Annotated in this window: 24 protein-coding genes; 21 read left to right on the plus strand and 3 right to left on the minus strand. The window is 65.7% G+C overall.

Going from position 1 to position 25,712, the window contains the following annotated elements; all coding sequences use genetic code 11:
- Positions 1-212 precede the first annotated feature (212 nt).
- On the plus strand, positions 213-1,511 hold the full coding sequence (locus RMP10_RS15575) for a HEAT repeat domain-containing protein (protein WP_310571114.1): 1,299 nt from the start codon (positions 213-215) through the stop codon (positions 1,509-1,511).
- 68 nt (positions 1,512-1,579) lie between these two features.
- Here the strand turns inward: RMP10_RS15575 and RMP10_RS15580 are convergent, their stop codons facing one another.
- The gene (locus tag RMP10_RS15580) at positions 1,580-2,275 is read right to left on the minus strand and encodes a hypothetical protein (protein WP_310571115.1); all 696 of its coding nucleotides are present in this window, start codon (positions 2,273-2,275) and stop codon (positions 1,580-1,582) included.
- A gap of 113 nt (positions 2,276-2,388) precedes the next feature.
- Between RMP10_RS15580 and RMP10_RS15585 the strand changes: the two genes are divergently transcribed.
- From RMP10_RS15585 to RMP10_RS15600, 4 genes are all read left to right on the plus strand, one after another.
- Positions 2,389-4,881, plus strand: a complete 2,493-nt coding sequence (locus tag RMP10_RS15585; protein ID WP_310571116.1) for an ABC transporter permease — start codon at positions 2,389-2,391, stop codon at positions 4,879-4,881.
- A 9-nt stretch (positions 4,882-4,890) separates the two neighbouring features.
- Entirely contained in the window at positions 4,891-6,135 is a 1,245-nt protein-coding gene (locus RMP10_RS15590; protein WP_310571117.1) for an HlyD family efflux transporter periplasmic adaptor subunit, read from the plus strand.
- A gap of 32 nt (positions 6,136-6,167) precedes the next feature.
- Positions 6,168-6,851 (plus strand): ABC transporter ATP-binding protein, encoded by a 684-nt coding sequence (locus RMP10_RS15595; protein WP_310571118.1) that lies wholly within the window; start codon positions 6,168-6,170, stop codon positions 6,849-6,851.
- A 91-nt stretch (positions 6,852-6,942) separates the two neighbouring features.
- Positions 6,943-8,217 carry a GGDEF domain-containing protein gene (locus RMP10_RS15600; protein WP_310571119.1) on the plus strand — a complete coding sequence of 425 codons (1,275 nt, stop codon included), beginning with the start codon at positions 6,943-6,945 and terminating at the stop codon, positions 8,215-8,217.
- Positions 8,218-8,448: 231 nt separating this feature from the next.
- Here the strand turns inward: RMP10_RS15600 and RMP10_RS15605 are convergent, their stop codons facing one another.
- Both RMP10_RS15605 and pruA read right to left on the minus strand, forming a co-directional pair.
- Positions 8,449-9,408 carry a PhzF family phenazine biosynthesis protein gene (locus RMP10_RS15605; RefSeq protein ID WP_310571120.1) on the minus strand — a complete coding sequence of 320 codons (960 nt, stop codon included), beginning with the start codon at positions 9,406-9,408 and terminating at the stop codon, positions 8,449-8,451.
- A 110-nt stretch (positions 9,409-9,518) separates the two neighbouring features.
- Positions 9,519-11,150 carry an L-glutamate gamma-semialdehyde dehydrogenase gene (pruA, locus tag RMP10_RS15610; RefSeq protein WP_310571121.1) on the minus strand — a complete coding sequence of 544 codons (1,632 nt, stop codon included), beginning with the start codon at positions 11,148-11,150 and terminating at the stop codon, positions 9,519-9,521.
- Between the two features lie 74 nt (positions 11,151-11,224).
- Between pruA and RMP10_RS15615 the strand changes: the two genes are divergently transcribed.
- The 16 genes from RMP10_RS15615 (at position 11,225) to RMP10_RS15690 (ending at position 25,708) form a co-directional block, all read left to right on the plus strand.
- Positions 11,225-12,343 (plus strand): hypothetical protein, encoded by a 1,119-nt coding sequence (locus tag RMP10_RS15615; RefSeq protein ID WP_310571122.1) that lies wholly within the window; start codon positions 11,225-11,227, stop codon positions 12,341-12,343.
- 2 nt (positions 12,344-12,345) lie between these two features.
- On the plus strand, positions 12,346-13,254 hold the full coding sequence (locus RMP10_RS15620; RefSeq protein ID WP_310571123.1) for a deoxyribonuclease IV: 909 nt from the start codon (positions 12,346-12,348) through the stop codon (positions 13,252-13,254).
- Positions 13,254-14,255 carry an alpha/beta fold hydrolase gene (locus tag RMP10_RS15625; protein WP_310571124.1) on the plus strand — a complete coding sequence of 334 codons (1,002 nt, stop codon included), beginning with the start codon at positions 13,254-13,256 and terminating at the stop codon, positions 14,253-14,255. Before RMP10_RS15620 ends, RMP10_RS15625 begins: the two co-directional genes overlap by 1 nt.
- A gap of 171 nt (positions 14,256-14,426) precedes the next feature.
- Complete coding sequence (locus tag RMP10_RS15630; protein ID WP_309673309.1) at positions 14,427-14,852, plus strand: SWIB/MDM2 domain-containing protein; 426 nt, start codon at positions 14,427-14,429, stop codon at positions 14,850-14,852.
- A gap of 95 nt (positions 14,853-14,947) precedes the next feature.
- Complete coding sequence (gene lepB / locus RMP10_RS15635) at positions 14,948-15,748, plus strand: signal peptidase I (protein ID WP_309673308.1); 801 nt, start codon at positions 14,948-14,950, stop codon at positions 15,746-15,748.
- Positions 15,748-16,776: an alpha/beta hydrolase family protein gene (locus RMP10_RS15640; RefSeq protein ID WP_310571125.1), complete on the plus strand. Its 1,029-nt coding sequence runs from the start codon at positions 15,748-15,750 to the stop codon at positions 16,774-16,776. The genes lepB and RMP10_RS15640 overlap by 1 nt, the downstream gene beginning before the upstream one ends.
- Before the next feature lie 51 nt (positions 16,777-16,827).
- A complete protein-coding gene (locus tag RMP10_RS15645) occupies positions 16,828-17,337 on the plus strand; it encodes a hypothetical protein (protein WP_309673305.1) in 510 nt (169 codons plus the stop codon).
- Positions 17,338-17,357: 20 nt separating this feature from the next.
- Positions 17,358-18,791 (plus strand): M24 family metallopeptidase, encoded by a 1,434-nt coding sequence (locus tag RMP10_RS15650; RefSeq protein ID WP_310571126.1) that lies wholly within the window; start codon positions 17,358-17,360, stop codon positions 18,789-18,791.
- On the plus strand, positions 18,781-20,229 hold the full coding sequence (locus RMP10_RS15655) for a hypothetical protein (protein WP_310571127.1): 1,449 nt from the start codon (positions 18,781-18,783) through the stop codon (positions 20,227-20,229). Before RMP10_RS15650 ends, RMP10_RS15655 begins: the two co-directional genes overlap by 11 nt.
- 130 nt (positions 20,230-20,359) lie before the next feature.
- The gene (locus tag RMP10_RS15660) at positions 20,360-21,415 is read left to right on the plus strand and encodes an SPFH domain-containing protein (protein WP_310571128.1); all 1,056 of its coding nucleotides are present in this window, start codon (positions 20,360-20,362) and stop codon (positions 21,413-21,415) included.
- 29 nt (positions 21,416-21,444) lie between these two features.
- Positions 21,445-21,837, plus strand: a complete 393-nt coding sequence (locus tag RMP10_RS15665; RefSeq protein ID WP_310571129.1) for an S-adenosylmethionine decarboxylase — start codon at positions 21,445-21,447, stop codon at positions 21,835-21,837.
- Positions 21,834-22,478, plus strand: a complete 645-nt coding sequence (locus RMP10_RS15670; RefSeq protein WP_309673300.1) for a DUF4178 domain-containing protein — start codon at positions 21,834-21,836, stop codon at positions 22,476-22,478. Before RMP10_RS15665 ends, RMP10_RS15670 begins: the two co-directional genes overlap by 4 nt.
- On the plus strand, positions 22,472-23,794 hold the full coding sequence (locus RMP10_RS15675) for a DUF4178 domain-containing protein (protein ID WP_310571130.1): 1,323 nt from the start codon (positions 22,472-22,474) through the stop codon (positions 23,792-23,794). Before RMP10_RS15670 ends, RMP10_RS15675 begins: the two co-directional genes overlap by 7 nt.
- Before the next feature lie 12 nt (positions 23,795-23,806).
- A complete protein-coding gene (locus tag RMP10_RS15680) occupies positions 23,807-23,992 on the plus strand; it encodes a hypothetical protein (protein ID WP_309673298.1) in 186 nt (61 codons plus the stop codon).
- Between the two features lie 10 nt (positions 23,993-24,002).
- On the plus strand, positions 24,003-24,212 hold the full coding sequence (locus RMP10_RS15685; protein ID WP_309673297.1) for a DUF350 domain-containing protein: 210 nt from the start codon (positions 24,003-24,005) through the stop codon (positions 24,210-24,212).
- Positions 24,212-25,708 carry a polyamine aminopropyltransferase gene (locus tag RMP10_RS15690; protein ID WP_310571131.1) on the plus strand — a complete coding sequence of 499 codons (1,497 nt, stop codon included), beginning with the start codon at positions 24,212-24,214 and terminating at the stop codon, positions 25,706-25,708. Before RMP10_RS15685 ends, RMP10_RS15690 begins: the two co-directional genes overlap by 1 nt.
- Positions 25,709-25,712: the final 4 nt, after the last annotated feature.

The raw sequence follows: 25,712 nt of genomic DNA on the forward strand, positions 1-25,712 counted from the left end.
GAGCGGGGCTGTGTGACACCCCTCAGCGCGTCTCGGTCGGGGCGTGCCGATCGATGAAGGATCCGACACGCCAATGTCAAGCTTGAGCCCAGCCGCCTAGGAGACGACCTTTAAGTGTCTTCCCCTGCCTGTCCGGAGCTCCTCTGCCCATCGAATTCGTCTACGCCGCCGCCCTCGCCATGCTTATGGTGCAGCTGCGGGAGCGTGCCCCCATGCCTGAGGTGCTGTCCAGCGTCGCGCGGCTCTGTGCGCTGGCCCGTGTCGGTCGGGTGGTGCTCGATCGGCGGCAGTTGACGCGTGCCACCGATCCGGGGGTGCCCGAGGGCGTGGTGGCCATGGGGAAGGCGCTCGAGCTGCACGGACTCGACGCCATTGAGTTGGCGACCACGATGACCGACGCGGAGTTCCTGAAGCTCGCCGGCCTGCTGATCGGAGAGCAGCGAGGCGATGCGGTGCAGCTGATGGAGACGGCGGACGCAATGTCGATCTGGAACATCCGCTTTCTCTCGGCCCACACCGGAGAGTTCGTGCGCGTCCCGTCGGCCCCGATAGCCGCCGCCGCCCGCCCGTTGTCGCAGCCAGTGGCGGGGCCAGGGGCGGGGCCCGTGGCGCCGCCTTCCACCTCGGCGCCTTCGGGGATACCGGCGGAAGTCGAAGCCCGTTTCAGCCGCATCGAGCTGGCGATGGCGCGCGGCGATGGCGTAAGCCTCTGCCGCGAGCTTGGGGAGCTCTCGCTTCCGACGCACTTCGCGAGGGCCGCCACGCCAATGGTGCTGCAGACGGTGGTCGAGCAGCTTCTGGATACGAAGGTGCCTTCCGACGAGGTGATCGCCCTGCTGCAGCGCGCCGGCCCCGCCGGAGCCCGCGCCACCTTCCTCCAGCTGATCGCGGCCATCGATGTGGGTGACCGTCGCATGCTGTATGACGCGATGGCGTCGCTCGCCGCGACCCCGGACGTGGCGAAGGAGTATCTCACACACGACGTCTGGTATGTGGTTCGGAACGCCGTCTGCCTGCTGGGCGAAACGCGAGCGCAGTCGGCGATCAGCGCGATCGGACAAGCGCTGCGCCACGCCGACTATCGCGTTCGTATGGCTGCCGTGGTGTCACTCGGTCAGATCGGCGGACCGATCGCGCTCGCCCGTCTCGAATCGGTGCTCTTCGACCAGTCCGTCGACGTGCGCACGCGCGCCCTCTCGATCGTGTTCGCCGCTCCCGATGGCGAGCCGCTGCCGGACCGGCTGGTTGGCGTGTTGAACGAGGAACAGGCGATCGAGTATCAGATGGAGATCGTGGCCGCCCTCGGCCATCTGCAAACGCCCCGCGCGCGCCACCGCCTGCAGCAAGTCTGTGAAACCGCCGTAAACAGCTTCGAAGGGACCGAGTTGCGCATCGCCGCCATCGAGGCGCTGCGACGCGGCCACCCGGAGGGGGCCGACGCCATGTTGCTCAAGCTGCAGGACGATCCAAGCCCGATGATCCGAGAGCGGATCGCTGCGATGCTCCGGTAGTCGAGCGCGTTCGGTGCACCCGCGGAGATTGGTGCGCAACTACGGACAAGCTGTTCTCCTACAGTCACTCAACAACAAACCGCTTCACCGCGGATTGACGCGAATGCCCGCGGATGAAGGCAAAGAGCAAAGGTCCGACTTTGATGTTGCTCGACGACACCGCTCGGCACACCGATCCCATCGGCGAAGATTCGCGCGAATTCGCGGTCAGGCTGTTCGTTCACCATGGTCCAACCACGAACAGCCGCAGCCCTAGCGCGCCCCCTCCAGCGGCTTCGCCAGCAGCCTATCCAGGCGCTCCGCCCACCCGCCGCGGATTTCGCGCTGCCGCGCGGCTTCACCTTGCGCCACCGCGGCAGCTGCTGATCCCAGCCATCCAGCAGCCAACGCGCCCGGGCACTGTTCGTGCGCTGCTGATGCAGCTGCAGCAGACGCGATAGCAGTTCAGTGTCGTCGTGATCGAGATCGGCCAAGAGCACCATCTCGTGATTCAAGCGGCTCGCGAATGTGTCGGCTTCGTCGAACAGATACGCCACGCCGTTCGACATCCCCGCGGAGATTGCGGCCAGCGCGGCCGAGCTGTCGGCGGACGACGCACCGCGACGCGCGAGCCGCGCCGAGGCCTCGAGCGCGATGGTCACCACTTCATGGGTGCGCTCGCCGCTTTGGCGTGCGATGAAGCCCACACCACACGCGTCGCGTGGGCCGTACGCCAAGCCGGCGTTATCGGTGAACAGGGTGCCGCTGGCGTGGTGCGCACTCATGAGATCGGGCTTCGCGAGAAGGGGAAGAACGATTCAAACCGTATTGCCGGTGCCGATGTCTATCCAACGAGGCGCCGATGCTCCGTCGCCGAATCGCTTACCGAGTGCCTGCCATGAGTCCCCTCACGCTCGCCTTGCGCATGCTGCGCAAGACGCCCTTCGTCACGTCGATCGCCATCGCCTCCTTGGCACTGGGGATCGGCGCGAATGCGGCCATTTTTTCGCTCTTTGATCAAATGCTGCTTCGCGCGCTGCCTGTCAATGAACCGGCGCAGCTCGTGAATTTGTCGGCCCCGGGTCCGAAGCCGGGATCGACCAATTGCGGGCAGGCGGGCGACTGCGAGGAGGTCGTCAGCTACCCGATGTTCCGTGATCTGGAGCTGAAGCAAACTCCGTTCAGCGGCTTCGCCGCGCACGTGCTGTTCGGGGCGAATCTCTCCATCAAAAATGAAGCGATGACGGGGCAGGGGATGTTCGTCTCCGGCTCCTACTTTGGAGTGCTCGGCGTTGCACCGGCCATCGGACGCCTGCTGCAGCCGGCCGACGACGCCGTGATCGGCGCCAATTTCGTGACCGTCCTCAGCTATGACTTCTGGCAGGAACACTACGGCGGAGACCGGGCGATCCTTGGCCAGACCATTCTCGTCAATGGTAAGTCGCTGACCGTGGTCGGCGTGGCCCCCGCCGGCTTTCGCGGCACGACGCTGGGGGCGCAGCCGGCGCTCTATGCGCCGATCAGCATGCGGGCGGCCATCACGACGTGGCGCCCGGCCTTCGACAATCGCCGGAGCTATTGGGTGTACGTGTTCGGGCGCCTCAAGCCGGGCGTGTCGATCGAACAGGCCAGCTCGCAGCTCAACACCACCTACAAGCCGATCCTCGCCGACGTCGAGGCGCCGCTACAGGAAAGCATGAGCGACGCCACCATGAAGCTCTTCAAGGCCAAGTCGCTGCTGCTCACGCCGGGCGCTCGCGGGCAGAGCAGCATTCACCGCGAAGCGAAGACGCCGCTGTACATGCTCTTCGCGATCACCGTGACGGTGCTACTGATCGCCTGCGCCAACATCGCGAACCTCCTGCTGGCCCGTGGTGCCACGCGCGCCACGGAGATGGGCGTGCGGCTCGCCTTGGGAGCCACGCGGCGACAATTGCTGGTCCAGCTTCTCACCGAATCGCTGGTGCTCGCGCTGCTCGGTGGCGTGGTCAGCCTGCTGGTCGCCGTCTGGACGCTGCGCGCCATCGGATCCTTGATGCCGCCGGAAGCATCGACCACGATCAACCTCTCGTTGCAGCCGTCGATGGTGATCTTCGCGGCGGCCACGGCGATCAGCACCGGCCTTCTCTTCGGACTCTTCCCGGCGCTGCACAGCACGCGCTCGGATCTCATCACGGTGATCCGCGCCGGCGCCGGACAAATTGCCGGCGGCCGCGCGGCCTCGCGCTTCCGTACCGCGCTCGTGACCGCGCAGATCTCGCTCTCCATGGCCTTGCTGATCTCGGCCGGTCTCTTTCTCAAGAGCCTCGTGAACGTGAGTAGGGCCGATCTCGGGCTCAATGTCGACCACGTTGCGACCTTCTCCATCACCCCGATGCGCAGTGGCTACGACAGCACACGCGCGGCCGTGCTGTACGAGCGGGTGGAGCAGGAGTTGGCGGCGATCCCCGGTGCCACCGGCGTCACGTCATCGCTGGTGCCGCTGCTGGCCGGCAACAACTGGGGCAACGATGTGCGCGTGCAGGGCTTCGCACATGGCCCCGACATCGACGCCAACTCGCGCTTCAATGCCATCGGCGCTGCCTACCTGAAAACGATTGGCATGCAGCTGTTGGCCGGCCGCGAGTTCACCGAGAGCGATCGCCTCGGCAGCAGCAAGGTGGTGCTCATCAACGAAGCCTTCGCGAAGAAGTTCAATCTCGGCACGAATCCCATCGGCAAGTTCATGTCGGAGGGCGAAGACTCGCTCGACCTGCAGATCGTCGGCCTCGTGAAGGATGCCAAGTATGCACAGGTGAAAGACGACGTCCCGCCGGTGTTCTACACACCCTGGCGCCAGCGGGGCTCAGTGAGTGGCCTCTACTTCTACGTGAACGGCACGATCCCACCGGAGCAGCTCCTGAAGAGCATCAGCGCGATCATGAAGCGCATCGATCCCACGGTGCCGGTGGAAGATCTGAAGACGATGCCGCAGCAGATTCGCGAGAACGTGTTCCTGGACCGTCTGATCAGCATCATGGCCTCCGCATTCGCGGTGCTCGCCACGCTGCTGGCGGCGGTGGGCCTGTACGGCGTGCTCGCCTACTCCGTCGCGCAGCGGACCCGCGAGATCGGCGTGCGCATGGCGCTCGGTGCCGACGGCGGCCGCGTGCGTGCGCTCGTCATGCGACAAGTCGGAGCGATGACGCTCGTGGGTTCCGTGGTCGGCATTGCCGCCGCCTTTGCACTCGGCCGTGCCGCGCAGTCGCAGCTCTACAAGCTCGAAGGGCACGATCCCGTGGTGTTCGCGGCCGCGGTCGTCCTGCTCACTCTCGTCGCCCTCACGGCAGGCTATCTGCCCGCGCGCCGAGCGGCGCAGGTCGATCCCATGCATGCGCTGCGCTTCGACTGAGAAATCCTCATGGATATCGTTCGTACTCCCACGAAGTCGTACAAACGGCAGATCATCATCGGCGCCGCAATCACCGGTATCGTGCTCGTGACGGTGGCCCTCACGCGTCTCGATCCGGCGGTACCCACCGTGCAGAGCGCCGCGGTGGTGATCGACACGGTGAAGCAGGGCGACGTGGTGCGTGAGGTGCGCGGCCCCGGTACGCTTGTGCCTGAACACATTCGCTGGATCACGGCGCAGGCCTCGGCGCGCGTGGAGCGCGTGAACACCGAGTCGGGCAGCGCGGTGCAGGCCGGTGATCTGTTGCTCGAGCTGTCGAATCCCGACTTGCAGATTCAAACCATGCAGGCCGAGCAGCAGGTACAGCAGGCCCAGATCGACTTGCTCAATCTGCGGACGAACTTGCGGAGCGCGATCCTCACGCAGGAGGGCACGGTGGCCTCCGTGCGCACGCAGTACGTGAGCAGTTCGCAGGAAGCGCGCGCCGCCGACTCGCTGGTGCGTATGGGTTTAGTCCCCGCGTTCGAGGCCACGAATCGCAAGGCGTCGGCGGAAGAGTTCACGACACGTGTGCGCATCGAACAAGAACGCCTGTCGCTCATGCGGCAGGCCATCGATTCACAGATCGCGGTGCAGGCGTCGCGCGTGGTGCAGTTACGCGCGATCGCCGACAACCAACAGGCACGGCTGCGATCGCTGCAGGTGCGCGCTCCCGACGCCGGCGTGCTGCAGGAACTCACGCTGCAGCTCGGACAGTGGGTACCCGAGGGCACGACGCTCGCGAAAGTCGTGCAGCCCGGTCAGCTCAAGGCCGTGTTGCGCATTCCGGAGTCGCAGGCGAAAGACGTGCAGCTCGGACAGCGCGCCACCATCGATACACGCAACGGACTCGTGAGCGGCAACGTGATGCGCAAAGACCCCTCGGCCCAGGGCGGATCGGTCACCATCGACGTCGCACTCGAGGGCGCGCTGCCCTCGGGCGCCGTGCCCGATCTCAGCGTGGATGGCACGATCGTGATCGACCGCATGGCCAACGTGCGCTACTCGGGGCGCCCGGCATCGAGCGCCGGCTCAGGCACCACCTCGGTGTTCCGGCTCGAGGCCGACGGCGCCACCGCCGTACGCGTGCCCGTCACCCTCGGCCGCAGCAGCGTGAACACCATCGAGATCCTGAACGGGCTCTCCGTGGGCGACCGCATCATCCTGTCGGACATGAGCAGCTACGCGAACGTGAATCGCGTGCGCATCAGATAAAGATCACCTCACGGTCAACACCGGAGCCAACAATGTCGGAACCACTGATTCACATGAAGGGCATACGGAAAGTGTTCTACACCGATGAGGTGGAGACGCACGCACTCGCCGACGTGCACTTCGATATCCGCACAGGCGAGTACGTCGCCATCGCCGGCCCGTCAGGCTGCGGCAAGACGACGCTGCTCGCCATCCTCGGGCTGCTCGATACGCCGTCGTCGGGCGACTATCGCATCTCGGGTACCTCGGTGGGACAGCTCGCACCCGCCGACCGGGCTCGTGTTCGCAATCGCGAAATCGGCTTCATCTTTCAAGCGTTCAACCTGATCGGCGATCTCACGGTGTGGGAGAATGTGGAGCTGCCGCTCACCTATCGGGACATGGATGCCGCCGAGCGGAAGGAGCGCGTGCAGAAGGCGCTGGAGCGCGTGGGGATGACCCACCGCTCCAAGCACTATCCGCCGCAGCTCTCGGGCGGTCAGCAGCAGCGCGTGGCCGTAGCCCGTGCGGTGGCCGGCGATCCGGCGATTCTGCTGGCCGACGAGCCGACCGGCAATCTCGACTCCAAGAACGGCGAGGCGGTCATGGACCTGCTGCGCGAGCTGCACGGGAACGGTTCTACGATCTGCATGGTGACGCACGACGCGCGCTATGCACAACATGCTGACCGGACGGTACAGCTGTTCGACGGAAAAGTGCTGGAGGTGGTGGCCTAGGTCACCGCAACCCGGGCCGAGGAGCGAACTGGGGTGTAATTGAGGTTGGTGGACGTGCCGCAGGCGCGTTATTGTCTTGCCACACAACCTGATGAACCGCGAAGCCCCCCGCACCGACGTTGCCAACGCCGATATCCTGCTCTGGCAGACCGGATATCGGCTCGTGCTCGCGCTTGTCGCCGGCATCATCGCGGTCGGCTTGCGCAGCGCCGGCATTCTCACGTTGTCGTCGGTGGCCTACGTCACGGTTGGTCCTGATTCGGCCGACCGCGTGCTGGGGTTGGTGGCGGCCACCTATGTCGCCCTTGTACTGGGCCTCCGGGCGCTGGTGCAGCGCACGCGCGCGGCGGGCCGCACGCTCTCCACGCTCATGGTCGTGGCCGACCTTGTAGTGGTGTTCCTGCTGGTGTTTCTCCTGGCCGAACCCAGCGACTACCATCGCGGCTTGCTGCTGGCGCTCTTCTCGCTGCAGCTCACGCACGTGTACTTCGGACGCGCACCGGCGTTGCTCATGCTGGCCGCGATCGCCGCGGCGTTTCTGCTCATCAACGACATCGCGCAGCGCTACAGCAACGATGTGTCGTGGCCAGAGGCGCTCACGACGCTGGGCTTTTTCGCGCTCGGCGCGCTGTTGGTCATCCGCGTGCAGAGCAACCTGCACGCGAGGCTCGGCACGCTGGTGTCCATCTTCGAGCGTGCCGAAGAAGGCGACTTCACCAACTCCTACGACGTGGCCGCCGACAACAGCCCCGACGCCATCACGACGGTGGGACGCGCCTACAACCGGATGCGCACCCAGCTGGCCAGCATCGTGCAGACCGACCCGCTCTCGGGATGCTACAACCGCCGTGGGTTCGAACAGCAGTACCGTCGCGAACTGGCGCGCGCGGCCCGCGCGCAAACCGACGTGGCGCTCATTGCAATCGATCTCGATTTTTTCAAACAGGTGAACGACACGTACGGTCACTTGGTCGGCGATCAGGTGATCGCCGAAACGGGCGAGTTGTTGCGCGCCAACGCACGGACGGACGACATCGTGGCCCGTACCGGTGGCGAGGAGTTCATGGTGCTGGCTCCGAACACGTCGGCCGCCGGCGCCCAGCATCTCGCGCTGCGCATCCTGGAGGCGTTCCGTCGTCGCACGTTCGGGGAGCCCAGGGCGAAGGTCATGGTGACGGTGAGCGTGGGTGTGGTGTCGGACACGGTGCCCGACGATTCGATTGCCGAAGCCCTGCGTTCGCGCGCGGACGAAGCGCTCTATGCCGCCAAGCGCAGTGGCCGGAACCGCGTGGTCCTCTGGTCGCACGGCCTCGACGCCCTGCGCCTGGGCCAGACCAGCGGCGAGTTTCCGCCGGTCAGCGTATAGGGTGTGGCGGGGGCTGCGCAGTGAGCGCGCCTCGACGATCCAGTTTTCATAACAAACAGCACGACCGCGAATTCACGCGAATGACCGCGAATCAAACCAGAAAACAATACGGTAGAATTCAGTCGTCGCAGCTGATCCCGTGTGACGCACGCAGGTCATCCGCGGCTATCGGCGCAAATTCGCGGTAAAGCTGTTTCGTGGCGAATCGGCGGAACACAACCGGCGACCGTACTACCGCACCGACATCGTTCCTTCGCTCACCAGTACCGTCGCACCACCGACGCGCACGGCGTCGATCACGCTGCCACTCTTGTGCGCCTCGATGTGCAGCCGACTGGGGCGACCCATCTCTACGCCCTGCGCGACTTCCCACCTCAGCGTCCCGTCGCGCGGCGTGCGCGTGGCGAGGTAGCCCGCCAGGCAGGCGTTCGCCGAACCCGTGGCCGGGTCTTCCGGCACCGTAGAGCCGGGCACGAACACCCGCGCCCGGATGTCGCAGCCGCGCACATGCGCCGGCAGCAACGTCTCTCGAGCCGCGATCTGCGCCGCATTGCCGTCGCGCGACATCGCGAACACCATCGGCCACGCCGCCCACGTGCCCTTGAGCACCGCTTCCCAGGCGTCGGTGCGCAGCCGCGCGCGTTCCACCGCCTCCACGCTGGTCAACGCGATCAGCTGAAACGGCAAACCACAACTCACACCCGCGGGCGCATGCGCGCCGCCCACCAGATCCGACGCCGACAGCGACAGCACACGCGCCAACGCGTCGAGGTCCGTCACCTCCACGCGCTCCTCCGGCAACTGCGCCGTCGTGAGCTGTGCGTGCACCGGCACCCCGTTCTCGAGCGTAATACGCACCGGAACCGGGCCCACGTTCTCACCCAGCACCAGCGTCATCTCATTCCCCACCGCCGGCACTTCACCGCTAGCCACCAGCACGTGTGCCGTGCCGATGGTCGGATGCCCAGCGAACGGCACTTCGAGTTCCGGCGTGAAGATGCGCACCCGCCGCGTATGCGACGGATCCTCCGGCGCGAAAACGAACGTCGTCTCCGCGTAGTTGAACTCCCGCGTGATCGACTGCAGCGTCTCGGTGGAAAGCCCCTCCGCCCCGAACACCACGGCCAACTGGTTGCCGGAGAACGGTTCGGTGGTGAAGACGTCGCAGGTGATATAACGGAGGGATCTCATGAATGCGGGGAGAGGAAAAGCAGTAGGGAGTACGGGGTACGGGGTATGGAGTACGGAGTACGGGGTACGGAGTACTCCCGACCCCCTACTCCGTACCCCCTACTTCGCAGTTACCCAAGGAACGGATACCGCCAATCCAACGGACTCGAAAACGTCTCCTTGATATTCCGCGCGCTCACCCAGCGCATCAGGTTGAGCTTCGATCCCGCCTTGTCGTTCGTGCCCGAGCCACGCGCGCCACCGAACGGCTGCTGACCGACCACGGCACCCGTGGGCTTGTCGTTGATGTACAGATTGCCGGCGCTCTGCCGCAGCACGCTCATCGCCTCACGCACGGCACCGCGGTCGCGCGAGAAGATCGCGCCGGTCAGCGCATATGGAGACGTCGTGTCCACCAGCGTGAGCGTTTCGCGCCACGCGTGGTCGTCGTACGGATGAATCGTGATCACCGGACCGAACAACTCTTCGCACAGCATGCGATGCTTCGGGTCACTCGTCTCCACGATCGTCGGCTCGATGAACCAGCCCTTCGAAGCGTCGTAGCCGCCGCCCGCCACAATCGTCGCCGAGGTCTTCGCGTCGTCGAGGTATCCCTTCAGGCGATTGAACGCCTTCTGGTCGATCACGGCCGCTACGAAGTTCGAGAAGTCGCGCACGTCGCCCTGCTTCATCTCTGCCATCATCGCCACGCAGCGCGCCTTCACGTCGGGCCACATCGACTTCGGTACATACGCGCGGCTGGCCGCCGAGCACTTCTGGCCCTGGTACTCGAACGCGCCGCGCACGATGCCCACGGCAACCGCCTGCGGGTCGGCGCTCGGGTGCACCACGATGAAGTCCTTGCCGCCCGTCTCGCCCACGATACGCGGATACGACTTGTACGTGCCCATGTTCGAGCCGATCGTCTTCCACATGCTGTTGAACACGCCGGTCGAGCCGGTGAAGTGCACGCCGGCCAGATCGCGATGCGCCAAGGCAATGTCGCTAATCATCGCCGCGTCGCCCGGGATGAAGTTGATCACGCCCGGCGGCAGTCCCGCCTCTTCCAGCAGCTGCATCGTATACCACGACGACAGCAGGGCCGTCGCCGACGGCTTCCACAGCACCACGTTGCCCATCATCGCCGGCGCGCTCGGCAAGTTGCCGCCGATCGCCGTGAAGTTGAACGGCGTGACCGCATACACGAACCCTTCCAACGGACGGTAGTCGAGCTGGTTCCACATCGTGTGGTCGGACAACGGCTGTTCGGCGTACAGGTCCTGCGCGAACTGCACGTTGAAGCGCCAGAAGTCGATCATCTCGCAGGCCGCGTCGATCTCGGCCTGATGGACCGTCTTGGCCTGGCCCAGCATCGTCGACGCGTTGATCGTGTCACGCCACGTGGTGGTGAGCAACTCGGCGGCGCGCAGGAACACCGCCGCCCGGTCTTCCCAGCGCCAGCTCGACCACTCGGCGTACGCCGCCGCACTCGTCGCAATCGCTTCGTGCACCAGCTCCGGCGTGGCCTTGTGGTAGGTGGCCAGCACATGCTGGTGATCGCACGGCATCGTGACCGTGCCCACGTCGCCCGTATGAATACGGCGACCGCCGATCACGATGGGGATCTCCACCTGCTCGGCCGCCATGCGGTCGAGACGGAGCTTCAGGTTCTTCGTTTCGGGCGAGTTCGGCGCGTAGGTACGCACCGGCTCGTTAGCGGCGACCGGCACGCGACGCGTGCCATCGAAGGCGGCAAAAGACATCAGACGTTCTCCGAGAGGGCAGGATAAGGAACCGGAAAGCTAGCGTCGTGCGGATCTTGCAGTACCCTTCGCGTATGGTCCTGCCTTCTGCCCGTAGCTCCGCTCCCCTCCGTCTGGCCCGGAATCGCCGCCAGGTGGTGATGGCGCCCCTGGCGCTCGCACTGGTCGCCACGGCCTGTGAGAAACCCGCGATCCGATGGGTCGATGCCGAGGCAGTGGCGACGAATCTGCCGTCGCCGCTGGTGTACCCGCCGTATGTGGCGACCGATTCGACCCTCGACGTGTCGTCGCTCTACGCTGACTTCCTGCTGACGCAGGACTTATGGCGTGAAGCCGGTGGCACCAACCTGCTCGAGCCAACGATGGCCAGCATGCCGGAGGCGGGCGATTCGGTCGAGAACCACGCCATGCAGCCCCCGGTGCAGACCGCGCCGGCGCCGCTCACGTCGTTGGGCAACGGCAACGTTCCCGTCGACTCCCTGCGCTGCGCCCGCTCCATCCGCATGGTGTCGGCTGGTGCGCGCGGCCACGTGGCCGTGTGGTGGAGCCGGGGCGCTGGCGGGCGCGTGCGCCTCGCGGCGGCGTGGCGGGATAGTGCTGTGGCCCCGGCGGGTGATTCGGCCGCTGGTGGGGCCGCTGGAGCGGCCGCCGGCGCCACGGTGGCGGTGCCGGGCAGCGCCTGGCGGGGACCGATCATGATCGACTCGCTCGATCAGGGTCCCGGTGACGCGCAGGCGGCCGATCGCGGTGCCTACGGCTGCGCGCGTCCCGCCCCGAGTGTGGCCATCGACAGGAAGTACGGGTACGTCCACGTCGCCTATGCCCTCACTGGCCCCGAGGGCCCGGGCGTGTTCTACGCGCACCAGATGGACCCGCGGTCGCAATTCGAGCCGCCGGTCGCGATCATCTACGGGGAGCGCATCGGCGACGCCCGCGTCGCGGTGGACGGCGACGTGGTGGCGGTGACCTACGAAGATCCGAACAGTGGCCTCGGTCGCCGCAAGATCGGCCTCGCCGTGTCGCGCACGTCGGGCCATCTCTTTGAAGAGCGACTCACCGCCAGCGGCGGCATCTCCAACGCCCGCGATCCGCATGTGCTCGTGCGCGGCCGCGCCGTCGTGGTTGGTTGGAGTGAAACGGCGACTGGCGCCGATCCCATCTTCCGCTTGCGGCGTGCCCGCGTGGAGCGGTGACGATGTCGCTGCTGCTTGGCGCGCACTGCATCGACACCGGTGGCATCCCCATGGCGGCGCGTCGCGCTGGCAAGGGGGGCATGCAGTCCCTGCAGATCTTCAGTGCGATCCCGAAGTTCTACAACGACAAGGTCGGCGTGAAGCCCGATCGGCTCGCCCGATATCAGGAAGCGCTGGCCGAGGCCGGTATTCGTCCCGAACACGTCATCGTGCATGCGGCATACGTCATCAACTGCGCGACGCCCGATGAGGAAAAGTGGAATCGGGCCGCGGCGGCGCTGGCGAAGGAGTTCGAGCGCTCCACCGCGCTCGGCGTGGCGGGCGTCTGTTTCCATCCGGGTGCCGCCACCGACGGCGATCGCGAGGCGGCGATCGCGCGCGTGTCCGAAGCGATGCGTCGCGCGCTCAAAGCGGTACCGTCCAGTCACACCCGTTTGCTCATCGAGAACACCGCCGGAGCCGGTACGACCGTGGGGCGCACTCCGGAGGAAGTCGGTACGATGCTGGCCGGCATCCCGGCGGCCGATCGCGCACGCACCGGCTACGGACTCGACACCTGTCATTTGTTCGCGTCGGGATATCCGATCGCGACCTCACGCGCCGATCTCACCCGCGTGCTCGACGAGTTCGAAGCGGCCACTGGCGAGCCGCCGGCGTTCTTCCATCTCAATGACAGCGAAGGGGCCCTCGGCTCCAATCGCGACCGGCATGCCCTGATCGGCCAAGGACTCATTGGTGAGGACGCCTTCAGCTGGCTGTTGCATGATCGCCGCGCGAAAGGGGTGCCCCTCATCCTCGAGACGCCGCAGGAGCACGCCGATATCGCCGAGGCTGACGATACGCCGGATCCGTGGGATGTACGCTCCATCGCGCTCCTGCGTACGCTGGCGACGGAGCCGCCGCGCGGCTGATGGGCATGCGTTGGCGGAATGCGAGCGTCGTACTCACGGCCGTCCTGTTGGCCTGCGACGGGCGCGGGGGGCCGTCAGCGACCGCGGTGGTGCACCGCGAGGCGAGGATCAGGATCGACAGCGGCGTCACGCTCGTCGGCGATTTTGCGGTGCCGTCCACCGCGTCACGCGCAGCCGTGCCGGCCGTGCTGTTCTTGAGTGGATCGGGGGCGCAGGACCGCGATGGCACGCGTTCGGAATTGCCGGGCTATCGTCCGTTCGCCGATCTCGCCGACACGTTGCTCACCGCCGGTTTCGCGGTGCTGCGGCTCGATGATCGCGGGGTCGCTGCGTCCACCGGACGTTTCGAAGGGGCGACCACCGAAGACTTCGCGCGTGATGCGGCGGCCGCGCTCACCTGGCTGCGCGCGCAGCCGGGCGTGCGTCCGGAGCGGATTGCCCTCGTGGGGCACAGCGAGGGCGCCCTGGTCGCGCTGCTGGTGGCGCAGCAGGATCCCCGCGTGTGGGCGCTGGGATTGCTGGGCGCGGCGTCACGCCCGGGGCGCGAAATCGCACGCTGGCAGCGCGCCACGCTCGTCGCAAGCGATCTCACCACATGGCCGCCGGCGCAACGTGCCGCCGTACTCGCGCGCGCCGAATCGGATGCCGATGCGATCGCCGCCACCGATCCCTGGCTGCGCACCTGGTTCGCCCTCGACCCCCGCGCGATCGCGCGCGGCGTCCGCCAGCCGGTGCTGTTATTGCACGGCGAGAACGACCGGCAGGTACCGGTGGAGCAGGCGGGAGAGCTCGCGGCCGCGCTGCACGACGCGCGCACCGTGCGATTGGCGCACACCAATCATCTCCTGCTCGACGACTTCGACGGCGATCCGCGTGGCTACGTGCGCCTCATATCGCGCCGTGTCGAGGGGGAAATTCTGCGCGCGCTCGTCGCGTTCTTCGAGCAACAGAACACCGCAAATCGATTCTCCGAGGGAAAAACAGCGAAAAAAATCCGCTGATTTCGACACGAAGTACGATTTTCAGAGGGAAAAACATAAAAAGCACTATTGCGCGACGTATTCGTGATTGTACTTTTGGCCGTCCGCTGAGACGTAACCGCGTCTTCGCGAGATCTGTCGAGAGCTGTACCGCTCGACGCGACCCGACGGGTTACCACCTCAGGAGACAACATGGCCGCTGCGAAGAAGTCTGCGAAGAAAGCTGCAAAGAAGGCCGCCCCGAAGAAGGCCGCCGCCAAGAAGGCGCCTGCGAAGAAGGCCGCCCCCAAGAAGGCCGCTGTGAAGAAGGCCGCCCCGGCCAAGAAGGCCGCCGTGAAGAAGGCGCCGGCCAAGAAGGCCGCCAAGCGCACGCCGAACGCGGCGTTCATGAAGGCCCTGACGCCCAGCAGCGATCTCGCCGCCGTCGTCGGAGACAAGCCGCTTCCGCGTACGGAAGTCGTGAAGAAGCTGTGGGCCTACATCAAGAAGAACGGCCTCCAGGATGCCAAGAACAAGCGCAACATCAACGCCGACGACAAGCTCAAGGCCGTGTTCGGCGGCAAGAAGACCGTCAGCATGTTCGAGATGACGTCGCTGGTGTCCAAGCACCTGTCGTAACTCCCGACGGTTTGCCGCGTATGTTGAAGGGGCGCGTCCTTGATGGGCGCGCCCCTTTGATCTAGCCCGTCCTCGACTTCCCAACCGCACCGCCCGTGGCCTCGAAAAGCAGTTCGTCGAAAAGCAGTACCGATCGCAAGAGTGTAGCGAATCTCCGCGCCGGCAAGACATCCGGCGGCGGTGGTAGCTCCACCCTCTGGGAGAACGTCAAGGCGATTCTCGTCACGCTGGCGATCTTCCTCGCCATCCGGACGTTCCTGATCGAGGCCTACCGCATCCCCTCGGGGAGCATGATCCCTACGCTGCTGGTGGGCGATTGGCTCTTCGTGAACAAGCTGGCCTATGGCCCCCACGTCCCGTTCACCGACATCAACCTGCCGGGTTACGACGACCCCGAACGCGGCGACGTGGTGGTGTTCGTCTCGCCCAACCAGATCGATCAGCCCGAAGATCCCAACCCGATCCTCGTGAAGCGCCTCGTGGCCGTGGCCGGCGATACCGTCTGGATGCGGGGTGGCGTGTTCCACGTGAACGGCATGGCCCAGCGTCAGGGCTTTCCCGCGTCGGAGAACCCAAAGGGCGACGGGGGCTTCTCGCACCCGCTCTTCAGCTGGCAGAAGCAGTTCGAAGTGCGCGGCACCCCCGCTGGCGATCCGCCCGCGTCGCCCACGCTCGATGACTGGGGCCCGCTCGTGGTGCCCGCGAACTTCCTGTTCATGCTCGGCGACAACCGGTACGACTCCAAGGACGGACGCTATTGGGGCTTCGTTCCGCGCGAGAACGTGCGTGGCCGCCCGGTGTTCGTCTACTACACGTACAACGCCGACGAAAGCGTCCGTCCCTTGCCGTTCATCACGGATATCCGATGGGGACGCATCGGGACGATCATCAAGTAATGCGGCGCGGCGTGCGGCTCTCTCTTCGGCTGACGGCCGTATTCCTCGCCGCTGTCGGCAGCGCCTCCCCGATCTCAGCGCAGACGGGCGCCGCGCCTGGCACCGTACGCACCGACACCGTCTGGTCGCAGTCCCTGGGTGCCTACAAGGCCCTCGTGGTCTATCTGCCGCCGTCGTACCGCGCGAACACGCGCACCCGCTATCCGTTGCTGGTGTACCTCCACGGTCGCACCGGCAATGAGCGGAATTGGGTCGACGCCGGTCGGCTCCATCTCACGATGGATTCGCTGGCGCGTGCCGGCGCTCCCGAAGCGATCATCGCCATGCCCGACGGCGATGACGGTTGGTACGCCACCTGGAACCAGCTCGGCGATGTGAACGCCTGCCGTGCCGATACCGCCCGCCGCGAGGCCGCCGCCACCTTTTGCGTGCCGTGGACGCGCTACGACGACTACATCGCGCGCGACATCGTATCGCACATGGACGCGCGCTATCGCACCGTTGCCCGCCGCGCGAGCCGCGGGATCGCCGGCCTCAGCATGGGCGGCTTCGGGGCGATCACCCTCGCGTTACAATATCCCGACGTCTTCGCTGCGGCGGCGAGCCACTCGGGTGTCGTGTCGCCGCGCTATCTTGGTCCCAAGCCGTTCGCTCCGCCCTCACGCTACGCCAACACCACCGCTGAGTTGCAGGCGGCTGCTCGGACTCTGTGGTCGGATCTGCGGTGGGTCATGGGGAAGGACACGATTGGATGGAATGCACGTGATCCAGGACACATGGCGCAACGGTTACAGCAATCGGCGCAGCCGCGCGCCGCACCCGGTGGCTCTCGTCTGCCGCAACTCATGTTCGACGTGGGCGTCGACGATGCGTACGTCGACCAGAATCGCGACCTGCACGCCACGCTTACGCGTCTGGGTGTGCCGCATCGCTACGCGGAATGGCCGGGCGCGCACAGTTGGAGTTATTGGCAGACACACGCCGCCGAGAGCCTTCTTTTCCTGCTGGGAAACGTCGCGGGCCGCTAGCAGGACGCGAGAGAGGCTGGCGTCTGTCCCGACGGGACGTAGCTTGCCAGCATGAGCCGGTTCTTTCCGAAGGACGTGATCCACTGGGGCGAAGAGCGCCTGCACCCCCTGCGCGCGTTCGCCATCCGCACGGTGGAGCCGGCGGGGATTACCGGTGTATTGCTCCGTTTGTGGCGCGCCGCGCTGTTGGCCAGCACCAACTGGATGCTCTTCGTCGGTGGACTGGTGGGCGGCGTGCTGTTTCTCTGTGGCATGCTCACGTGGCACCTCGGCAACTTCCCAGTCAAGCGTTGGCCGCCTCGCGTCGCGCTGTTTCTGGTCATCGAAGTGTTCGCCGAGATGGGGACCAGCTCCCTGCTCATCGCCTTCTCGCGCGAACGCGTGGGATCGCGCGTGGCCACGTGGCCCGACTGGTGGCCGATGGCCGGTCAAACCTTGCTCGAGCGCACGATTGTGCTCGCCGTCTTCGCCCTCGTGTTGGGCGGTACTGTGCAGTTGGTTCGTCGCGCCATGGAACCGCGCGAAGCGCCGACTCGCGAAGCGCCGAAACGCGAAGCGTAACTCACACCGCAGGACTTTCTGTGCGAATTCTTCCTGTTCTGTTGCTGGCCGCTGCCGCAGTGTGCACGCCGGCCCTCGCGCTCTCCGCGCAGCCGGTGGTCACGCCGGCCACGCCAGGTACGCGGACCTCCGGATCGACGGCGGCCGACACGCTCCGCCCCTTTGGCACGCTGCGCGAGCAGGCGTTCAAGCAGCAGCAGTGGCTCGAGCTGCGTATGGAACGCACGCTGCCGGCGCTCATGCGGCGCGAAGGCGTCGACATGTGGGTCGTCCCCATGCGCGAGTACGCCGAAGATCCGGTGTTCACCGCGATCACGTCGCCCACCACGTTTGCCGCGCGACGGCGAACGATCTACGTGTTCTTCGACCGCGGCGCCGCCGGCATCGAGCGCATCGCGCTGGGTGGCACGTCGCAGGGCAACGTGTTCAAGGCGGTGCGCAGCATGAAGCCGGTGCCCGCGCCGGCCGCGGGCAGCCGTGGCAACGAGCGCTCGGCCGAGCTGTGGGGCGACGAACAGTGGAACGTGCTCAAGCAGGTCATCGACGAGCGCAAGCCGAAGAAGATCGCCGTGAACACCTCGCGTACGTTCGCATTCGCCGACGGCCTCACCAGCGGTGAGCGCGACGGGATGTTGCAGGCACTGGGACCGGCGTTGGCCGCCAAGGTCGTGCCGGCCGAGGCGCTGGCCGTCGACATGATCGCCTCGCGGCAGCCGGAAGAGGAAGCCATGTACCGCGAGCTCAATCGCGTGGCCTGGGAGATCATTCAGGAAGCGTTCTCGAGCAAGGTGATCACGCCCGGCGTCACCAAGGCCGACGATGTGCTCTGGTGGATGCGTCAACGCGTGAACGATCTGGGCTTGTCCACCTGGTTCCAGACCAGTGTTGAAGTGCAGCGGCAGTTCGGCAGCCCGGAGTTGGTGGGCGTGAATCCCACGATTCTCAAGGGCGACGTCCTCCACTGCGACTTCGGTATCACGGCGCTCGGACTCAACACCGATACGCAGCACATGGCGTACGTCCTGCGCGACGGCGAGACCGATGTGCCGGCCGGTCTCAAGAAGGCACTGCTGGCATCGAATCGTCTGCAGGACATCACGATCAGCGAGCTCAAGCCGGGTCGTACCGGCAACGACGTGCTGGCCGCCTCGCTCAAGCGCATGCGCGATGAGAAGATCGACGGTACGCTGTACTCGCACCCCATCGGATTGCATGGCCACGGAGCCGGGGCGTTGATCGGCCTGTGGGACTATCAGGACGGCGTGCCGGGGCGTGGTGATCACAAGGTCATTTCAGGCATGTGGTACTCCATCGAACTGCAGGCCACGACGCCGGTGCCGGAGTGGAACAACCAGCAGGTCCGCTCGGCACAGGAAGAAGACGTGATCATCGACGCGAGCGGCAAGGTGCGTTGGGCGTTCGGTCGTCAGTCGACGTTCCACATTGTCCGCTGACCGACACTGGCGTGAGCTGGTGCGGTCACCGCTGTTCGGATCGCTGGTCATCGTCACCGTAGCGCTCGTCGTGATGCGCACGCCGTTGCTCGTGCTGGGCGATACCTGGTTCAATCTGGTGCTCGGTCGTGAAGTCGCGGCCGGCGGCGTCATCACCCGCAACGTGCTGACGGAGCAGGGGTTCGGTGCGCCCGTGGTGGACATCCAGTGGCTGTCACACTTGGGTATGTACGGGATCGTGAAGCTGGCCGGCCTGCCCGGTATGGTGCTGGTCGGCTCCATGCTGCTGATCGGCACCATCGTGTCGGCCGCTGCCGTGGCCGTGCAACGCGGGGCGACGGAGAGTCGCACCTTGCTCGTGGTCCTCTTCGCCCTCATCGGCATGGCCTCGCAGTTCGTGCTGCGCGCGCAGTCGGTGGCGTTTCCCTTCCTGGCGTTCTTCCCGCTGGTGCTCTCCGGCGATGTGCGCGCCCCGCGTCGCACGACGTGGCTGTTGCTGCCGGCCGCGGTACTGTGGGCCAACGTGCACGGGTCGGTCTTGTTGGCGCCGGTGTTCGCGGCGCTGGCGGCGATCGCCCGCGTGATCGACGCCGTTCGACACCATCGCCCGGTAATGGGGCGTTTGCTGGTCCGCGACTTGATACTCACGCTGGGGCTCACGCTCGCCGTGTTCATGACGCCCTACGGCGGGGACGCCGTGCGCTACTACGAGCAGACCGTCGGCAACGCGGCGTTCCGCGAGTACATCAGTGAGTGGTATCCGCTGTCGTTCGATCGCGTCCCGGCGGCCACGCTGTTCGTGTGCGCCGTGGGCGTCCTGCTGGTTCGCGGGGCGCGAAAGATGGAGAGCTTCACCCTGCTCTCCATCGGGTTGCTGACCGCGATGACGATCATGTCGGCGCGCTATGCCACGCCGTTGGCGCTGGCAGCGATCGGTCTCTTGCCGGCCGTGCTGGACGACGTCCTGGGCTCGGCCATTCGCATCGAACCCGATGCGCTGTTGCGGCACTTCGCGCGGATCGGTGTGCCGGTAGCGGCGGTCATGTTGCTCGTCGGCGTACCGTGGTTCGCGCACTACACGCTGAATCGCCCCGACAGCATCCGGCTCACCGATCAGGTGGCGCGCGCGGCGATCCCCGGACGCCGGCTGCTGGTGGACGAAGTGCAAGCCGACCGTCTGCTCTGGTTCCACCCGTCCCTGATCGGACGCGTGGCGCATGACGTGCGCGTGGAGACACTGCCGATCTCGTATCTCGACTCCCTCGGGCACACGTACGCGCAGCCGACGGGGCGTCTGGCGACAGCGTTCCTCGGTGGATTCGATCTGGTGGTGGTCGACCGTCGGGTGCACGAGCAGCTGGCCGTCCACCTCGAGCACGATCCCGACTATGTCGAATTCGGGCGGGATCGCGACGTGAGCGCGTTCCGGCGACGTTGACACTTCGCGGCGTAGTTGCCGTATGGATGATTACTTCCTAATGTCTACGCGTCCCGGTCTCTCGCGAACGGGGCGCGTTCGCATGTCGGCGTCGTGATTCTCACCCTCCCCGGTTACCGGAGCGGCTTCCATGTCCTTGGGCGATTTTCTCCGCAAGCAGTTCGTCGACGTCATCCAGTGGACCGAATCCGGTCCCGGCGTCCTCATGTATCGCTTCCCCATGCAGGACATGGAGATCCAGAGCGGCGGTAAGCTGACCGTTCGGGAATCACAGCTCGCGCTCTTCGTGAACGAAGGCCGTGCCGCCGACCTGTTCGCACCGGGGTTGCACACGCTCGTCACGGCCAATCTCCCGCTGCTCACGAATCTCCAGAACTGGGACAAGGCGTTTCAGTCTCCGTTCAAGAGCGACGTGTATTTCTTCTCCACCCGCGTGCAAACGGGACAGCGGTGGGGCACGCAGCAGCCGATCACGATCCGCGACAAGGAGTTTGGCGCGGTGCGCCTGCGCGCGTTCGGCATGTACGCCTTCCGCGTGTCCGATGCGGCGGTGTTCCAGGCCAAGGTCGGTGCGACGGATGCCGAGTACACCGTCGCGCAGATCGATCCCGCGTTGCGCAACGCGATCATGAGCGGCTTCACGTCGGCATTCGCCAACGCGCAGGTGCCGTTTCTCGACATGGCGGCCAATCAGGCGGAGCTGGCCAAGCAGATCGCCGTGGCGGTGCAGCCGGCGTTTGCCGAGCTCGGACTCGCGCTCGAGTCGTTCACGGTCGAGAACCTGTCGCTCCCCGACGAGTTGCAAAAGCGTCTCGACGAGCGCATCTCGATGAACATGATCGGCGATCTTCGCCAATACACGCAGTTCCAGGCGGCGCAGTCCATTCCGATCGCCGCGGCGAATCAGGGTGGCATGGCGGGCTTGGCGGCGGGCATCGGGGCCGGTGTCGGACTCGGTGGTATCGTCAGTGATGCCATGCGTGGTACGACCGGCAATCCAGCGCCGGCGGCGCCCACTAACGCCTCGATTGCCGCGGGCGCCGCTGCTGGCGCTGCCGCTGGTGCCGGTGCTGGTGCTGCTGCTGGAGACGCCCCCACCGGCGAGACCAAGTTCTGCCTGAATTGCGGCGCCAAGCTCCCCGCAGCGGCCAAGTTCTGTTCGTCCTGCGGCGCTCCGCAGGGCTGACGCGGCGACCGCGCATTCCCACTGATCTCGTGAGTCCGTCGGTGCACCACACCGGCAGCGAATGGGTCGTCGAGGCGTACGGGTGCGATCCCGTGCGCCTCGCCGCTCCATCCTCACTGCGCGCGCTCTTCGATGCCATCGTGAACGAGCTATCGTTGCATCCGGTCGGCGACGCCCTTTGGCATCAGTTTCCCTCGCCCGGCGGTATCACGGGCTTGCTCATGCTGGCCGAGTCGCATCTCACGGTGCACACGTTCCCCGAGCACGCGTCGGTGTGCGTCAATCTGTTCTGCTGCACGCCGCGCGCCGCCTGGGACTGGGAGGCACGGCTCGCCACGCTGCTGGGCGCGCAGACCGTGCGTGTACGCGAACTCGCACGCGAATACGCCCACGTGCCCGCCGCCGTCGAGGCATACCGGTGACCGTGCCCCAGGCACATGGGGTGTCCTGCCCGAACTGCGGTGCACCGGTGCGCTTCCTCTGGGCGCAGGCGGTGCAGACGACCTGCACCTACTGTCGGTCGGTGCTCGTGCGCCGTGATCTCGACCTCGCCAAGCTCGGACAGCAGGCCGATTTCCCCGCCACCGGCTCACCGATCCAGATCGGCACCGAAGGTATGTGGCTCGATCAGCGATTCGTCGTGGTTGGCCGCATCGCCTATGGCTGGGCGCGTGGCAAGTGGAACGAGTGGCACTGCGTGCTCGCCGACGGAACCAGTGCCTGGCTGTCGGATGCCCAGCTCGAGTACGCCATGACGATCGCCGCGCCCTCCGACTTCGAGGTGCCCGCCGTGATGCAGGTGCGCGTAGGGGAGACGTATTTCTGGAATGACACGCCGTACGAGGTGGCCAGCATCACCGAGGCCCGCTATCTCGGCACTGAGGGCGAGCTCCCGTTCACGACGTGGGAGAAGTCGGCGTGTCTGTTCATCGATCTGCTCAACGCGCAGCATGGACTGGCCACGATTGACGGCTCGGAAGCACCGCCGATGCTGTTCCTTGGTGAGTTTGTGAACTTCGACGACCTCCGATTCACGAATCTGCGGGAGTTCGAGGGATGGTAGCGCCGTTCGAGACGCCGACCACGCGCGTGCCCAAGGCTGTCGGATTCAACTGTCCCTCGTGCGGCGCGTCCATCGAGTTGCATGCGCAAGGCTGGGCGGTGTCGGTCGTGTGCGGCGCCTGCGGGGCACAGCTCGATGCCACCGACGAAAATCTCAAGGTCCTGCAGTACGGCGAGCGCGTGACCGCCAAGCCGCACATCCCGCTTGGTACGCGTGGCACCTGGAAGGGCGCGCCATGGGACGTGATCGGCTTTCAGGTCGTCACGATCAGCGTCGAGGGCACCGACTACTCGTGGACCGAGTACGTCTGCTTCAATCCGTATCGCGGCTTCCTGTATCTCTCGGACTACCACGGGCACTGGAACGTGATCGAGAAGCTGCGGCGGCGTCCCGAGCGCGAAGCGGGCGGCGACCGCCCGACGGTTGCACTGAACGGCACCACATACAAGCACTTTCAGACCGCCACCGCGTACACCACGGCCGCCCTCGGCGAGTTTCCGTGGGAGCTGCGCATGGGCGACCACGTGGTGAGCCGCGACTTCGTGGCGCCGCCGTACATCCTGAGCGCGGAAGCGTCGGGGAACGAGGTCACGTGGTCGTTGGGCACGTACACGCCGCCCGAGGTCATTCAGAAGGCGTTCGGGTTGGCCAAGCCGCTCATGCAGCCGATCGGCGTGTTCGCGAATCAGCCGAACCCGTTCGCCGACCTGCCGAAGCGCATGCTGGAGCGGTTCGCGCTGGCCTTGATCGCGCTCGTGCTGCTGCTGATTCTGAATGTCACGATGGCCAGCAACCGCACGGTGCTCGAGCAGGCGTTCACCTACTCGCGCTCGCAGGAGTCGCAGGCCGCTGTCACCGAGGTATTCGACCTCGAGGGTCGCACCTCCAATGTGGCGCTCGAGCTCGAGTCCGACCTCGACAACGACTGGCTGTTTCTCGTGCTGTCGCTGATCAACGAAACCACGGGCGAAACGCGCGAAGTCACACGGCAACTCAGCTACTATCGTGGTTCCGACAGCGATGGTTCATGGACGGAGGGCGACAAGCGCGAGCGCGTGAGCATCGCATCGATTCCCGCCGGTCGATACTTCCTGCGCGTGCAGGCCGAAGGTGGTGAACCGGCCAAGCCGTCGGCGTCGTACACCGTCCGCGTTCTGCGCGATGTACCACACTACGGATTCTACGGACTCGGCCTGCTGGCGCTCTTGGTGCCGGTGGTGCTCTCGCTCTTCCCCTCGGCCAGTTTCGAAGGCAGACGGTGGGCGGAGAGTGATCATGCTCCAACCTCCAGCGGTGACAGCGATGACGACGAGTAGAGGAGGGTGCTGATGGGTGCCCGTATGTACACCATCTGGGCGGTGGTCGTGTTGGCGGTACTGGGTTCCGCCCAGTATCGCGGCTGGAGCCTGACCCGTGCCAATGAGTCCCGTAACAACCCCCGGTCGGTCCGCGACAATCCCGGCGCGTATCGCAGCTCGTACTACATCCCGGGGCGCACGCTCCGCGGCAAGTGAGGCTCCCGTAATGGACCAGTTCCTACAGAACGTGCTCAACTCCGCCGCCTACGCGCTCATCGGTGTCGTGATGTTCGGCCTCGCGTTCGTCGTCATGGACGTGCTCACCCCCGGCAAGCTCTGGGATGAGATCAGCGAAAAGCGAAACACGGCTGCCGCGATTCTCATCGGCTCGGTGGCGATTGCGATTGGCATCATCGTCGCCGCTGCCATTCACTAGTGCAGCTCGCGCTGTTCATCTCTGTTTGTCTCATCGCCGCCTGTGGGCTCATCTACGAGCTCGTGGCCGGCGCGCTCGCGTCGTACCTGCTCGGCGATAGCGTCACGCAATTCTCGACGATCATTGGGACGTATCTGTTCGCGATGGGTATTGGCAGCTGGCTGTCGCGCTACGTAGTGCGCGGCGTGGTCGCTCGCTTCGTGCTCATCGAAATGATCGTCGGTGTGGTCGGCGGGCTGTCGTCGCTGATTCTGTTTCTCGCCTTTGCCTATACGGAGGCGTTCCGCCCCACGCTGTACGGTATCGTGCTGCTGATCGGCATTCTGGTGGGGCTCGAGATCCCGTTGCTGATGCGCATTCTGCAGGACCGCTTCAGCTTCAAAGACGTGGTCGCCAACGTGCTCACGTTCGACTACATCGGCGCCCTGTTCGCGTCGTTGCTCTTCCCGCTGCTGTTGGTGCCACGCCTCGGTCTGGTGCGTTCGGCGCTGTTGTTCGGTGTCATCAACGTGTTGGTCGGACTCTGGAGCACCTGGCTGTTTCGCGACGTCTTGCCGCGCAAGAACTGGCTCCGCGCCGGCGGCGTGCTGGCGCTATTGGTGCTCAGTGCCGGTCTCTGGAAGGGGCAGCAGATTACCACGCTAGCCGAAGAAGGCATGTACGCCGACCCGATCATTCTGGCCAGGGACACGCGCTACCAGCGCATCGTGCTCACCAGCTGGAAGGATGATCTGCGGCTCTATCTGAACGGGCACCTGCAGTTCGCCTCCCGAGACGAATACCGCTACCACGAGGCCCTCGTGCATCCCGGACTGTCGGCCGCGACGGCGCGCGGTCGCGTGTTGGTGCTGGGCGGCGGCGACGGACTCGCCGTGCGCGAGATCCTCAAGTATCCCGACGTGCAGCAGATCACGCTGGTCGATCTCGACGAAGGCATGACGGCGCTCTTTCAGCAGCATCCGCGGCTTACCGGCTTGAACCAAAAGTCACTGAACGATGCCCGAGTGAAAGTCGTGAACGCCGATGCCTTCACCTGGCTCGACAGCTCGGCCGTGCAGTTCGACTTCGTCGTCATCGACTTTCCCGATCCGTCCAACTATCACGTGGGCAAGCTGTACACGAGCGCGTTCTATCGCCTTGTGAAACAGCACATCGCGCCCGGTGGCTTCCTGGTGGTGCAGAGCACGTCGCCCATGTTTGCGCGTCAGTCGTTCTGGAGCATCGTGACCACGCTCGAGGGGGCCGGACTCCGCACGTGGCCGTATCACGTGTACGTGCCGAGCTTCGGCGAGTGGGGCTTCGTGATTGCGGGACTCAGCAGCTACGCGCCGCCGGCCACGCTCCCCGAAGGTCTTCGCTATCTCACGGCCTCCAGCGTACCGGCCTTGTTCGACTTTCCGGCCGATATGCAGCGTGTGCCGGCGCTGGCCAACCGGCTGAACGATCAAGTCCTCGTGCGTTACTACGAGCACGAGTTCGACGCGATCAACCGGTGATCGT

The sequence above is a fragment of the Gemmatimonas sp. genome, from assembly GCF_031426495.1.
GTDB lineage: Bacteria > Gemmatimonadota > Gemmatimonadetes > Gemmatimonadales > Gemmatimonadaceae > Gemmatimonas.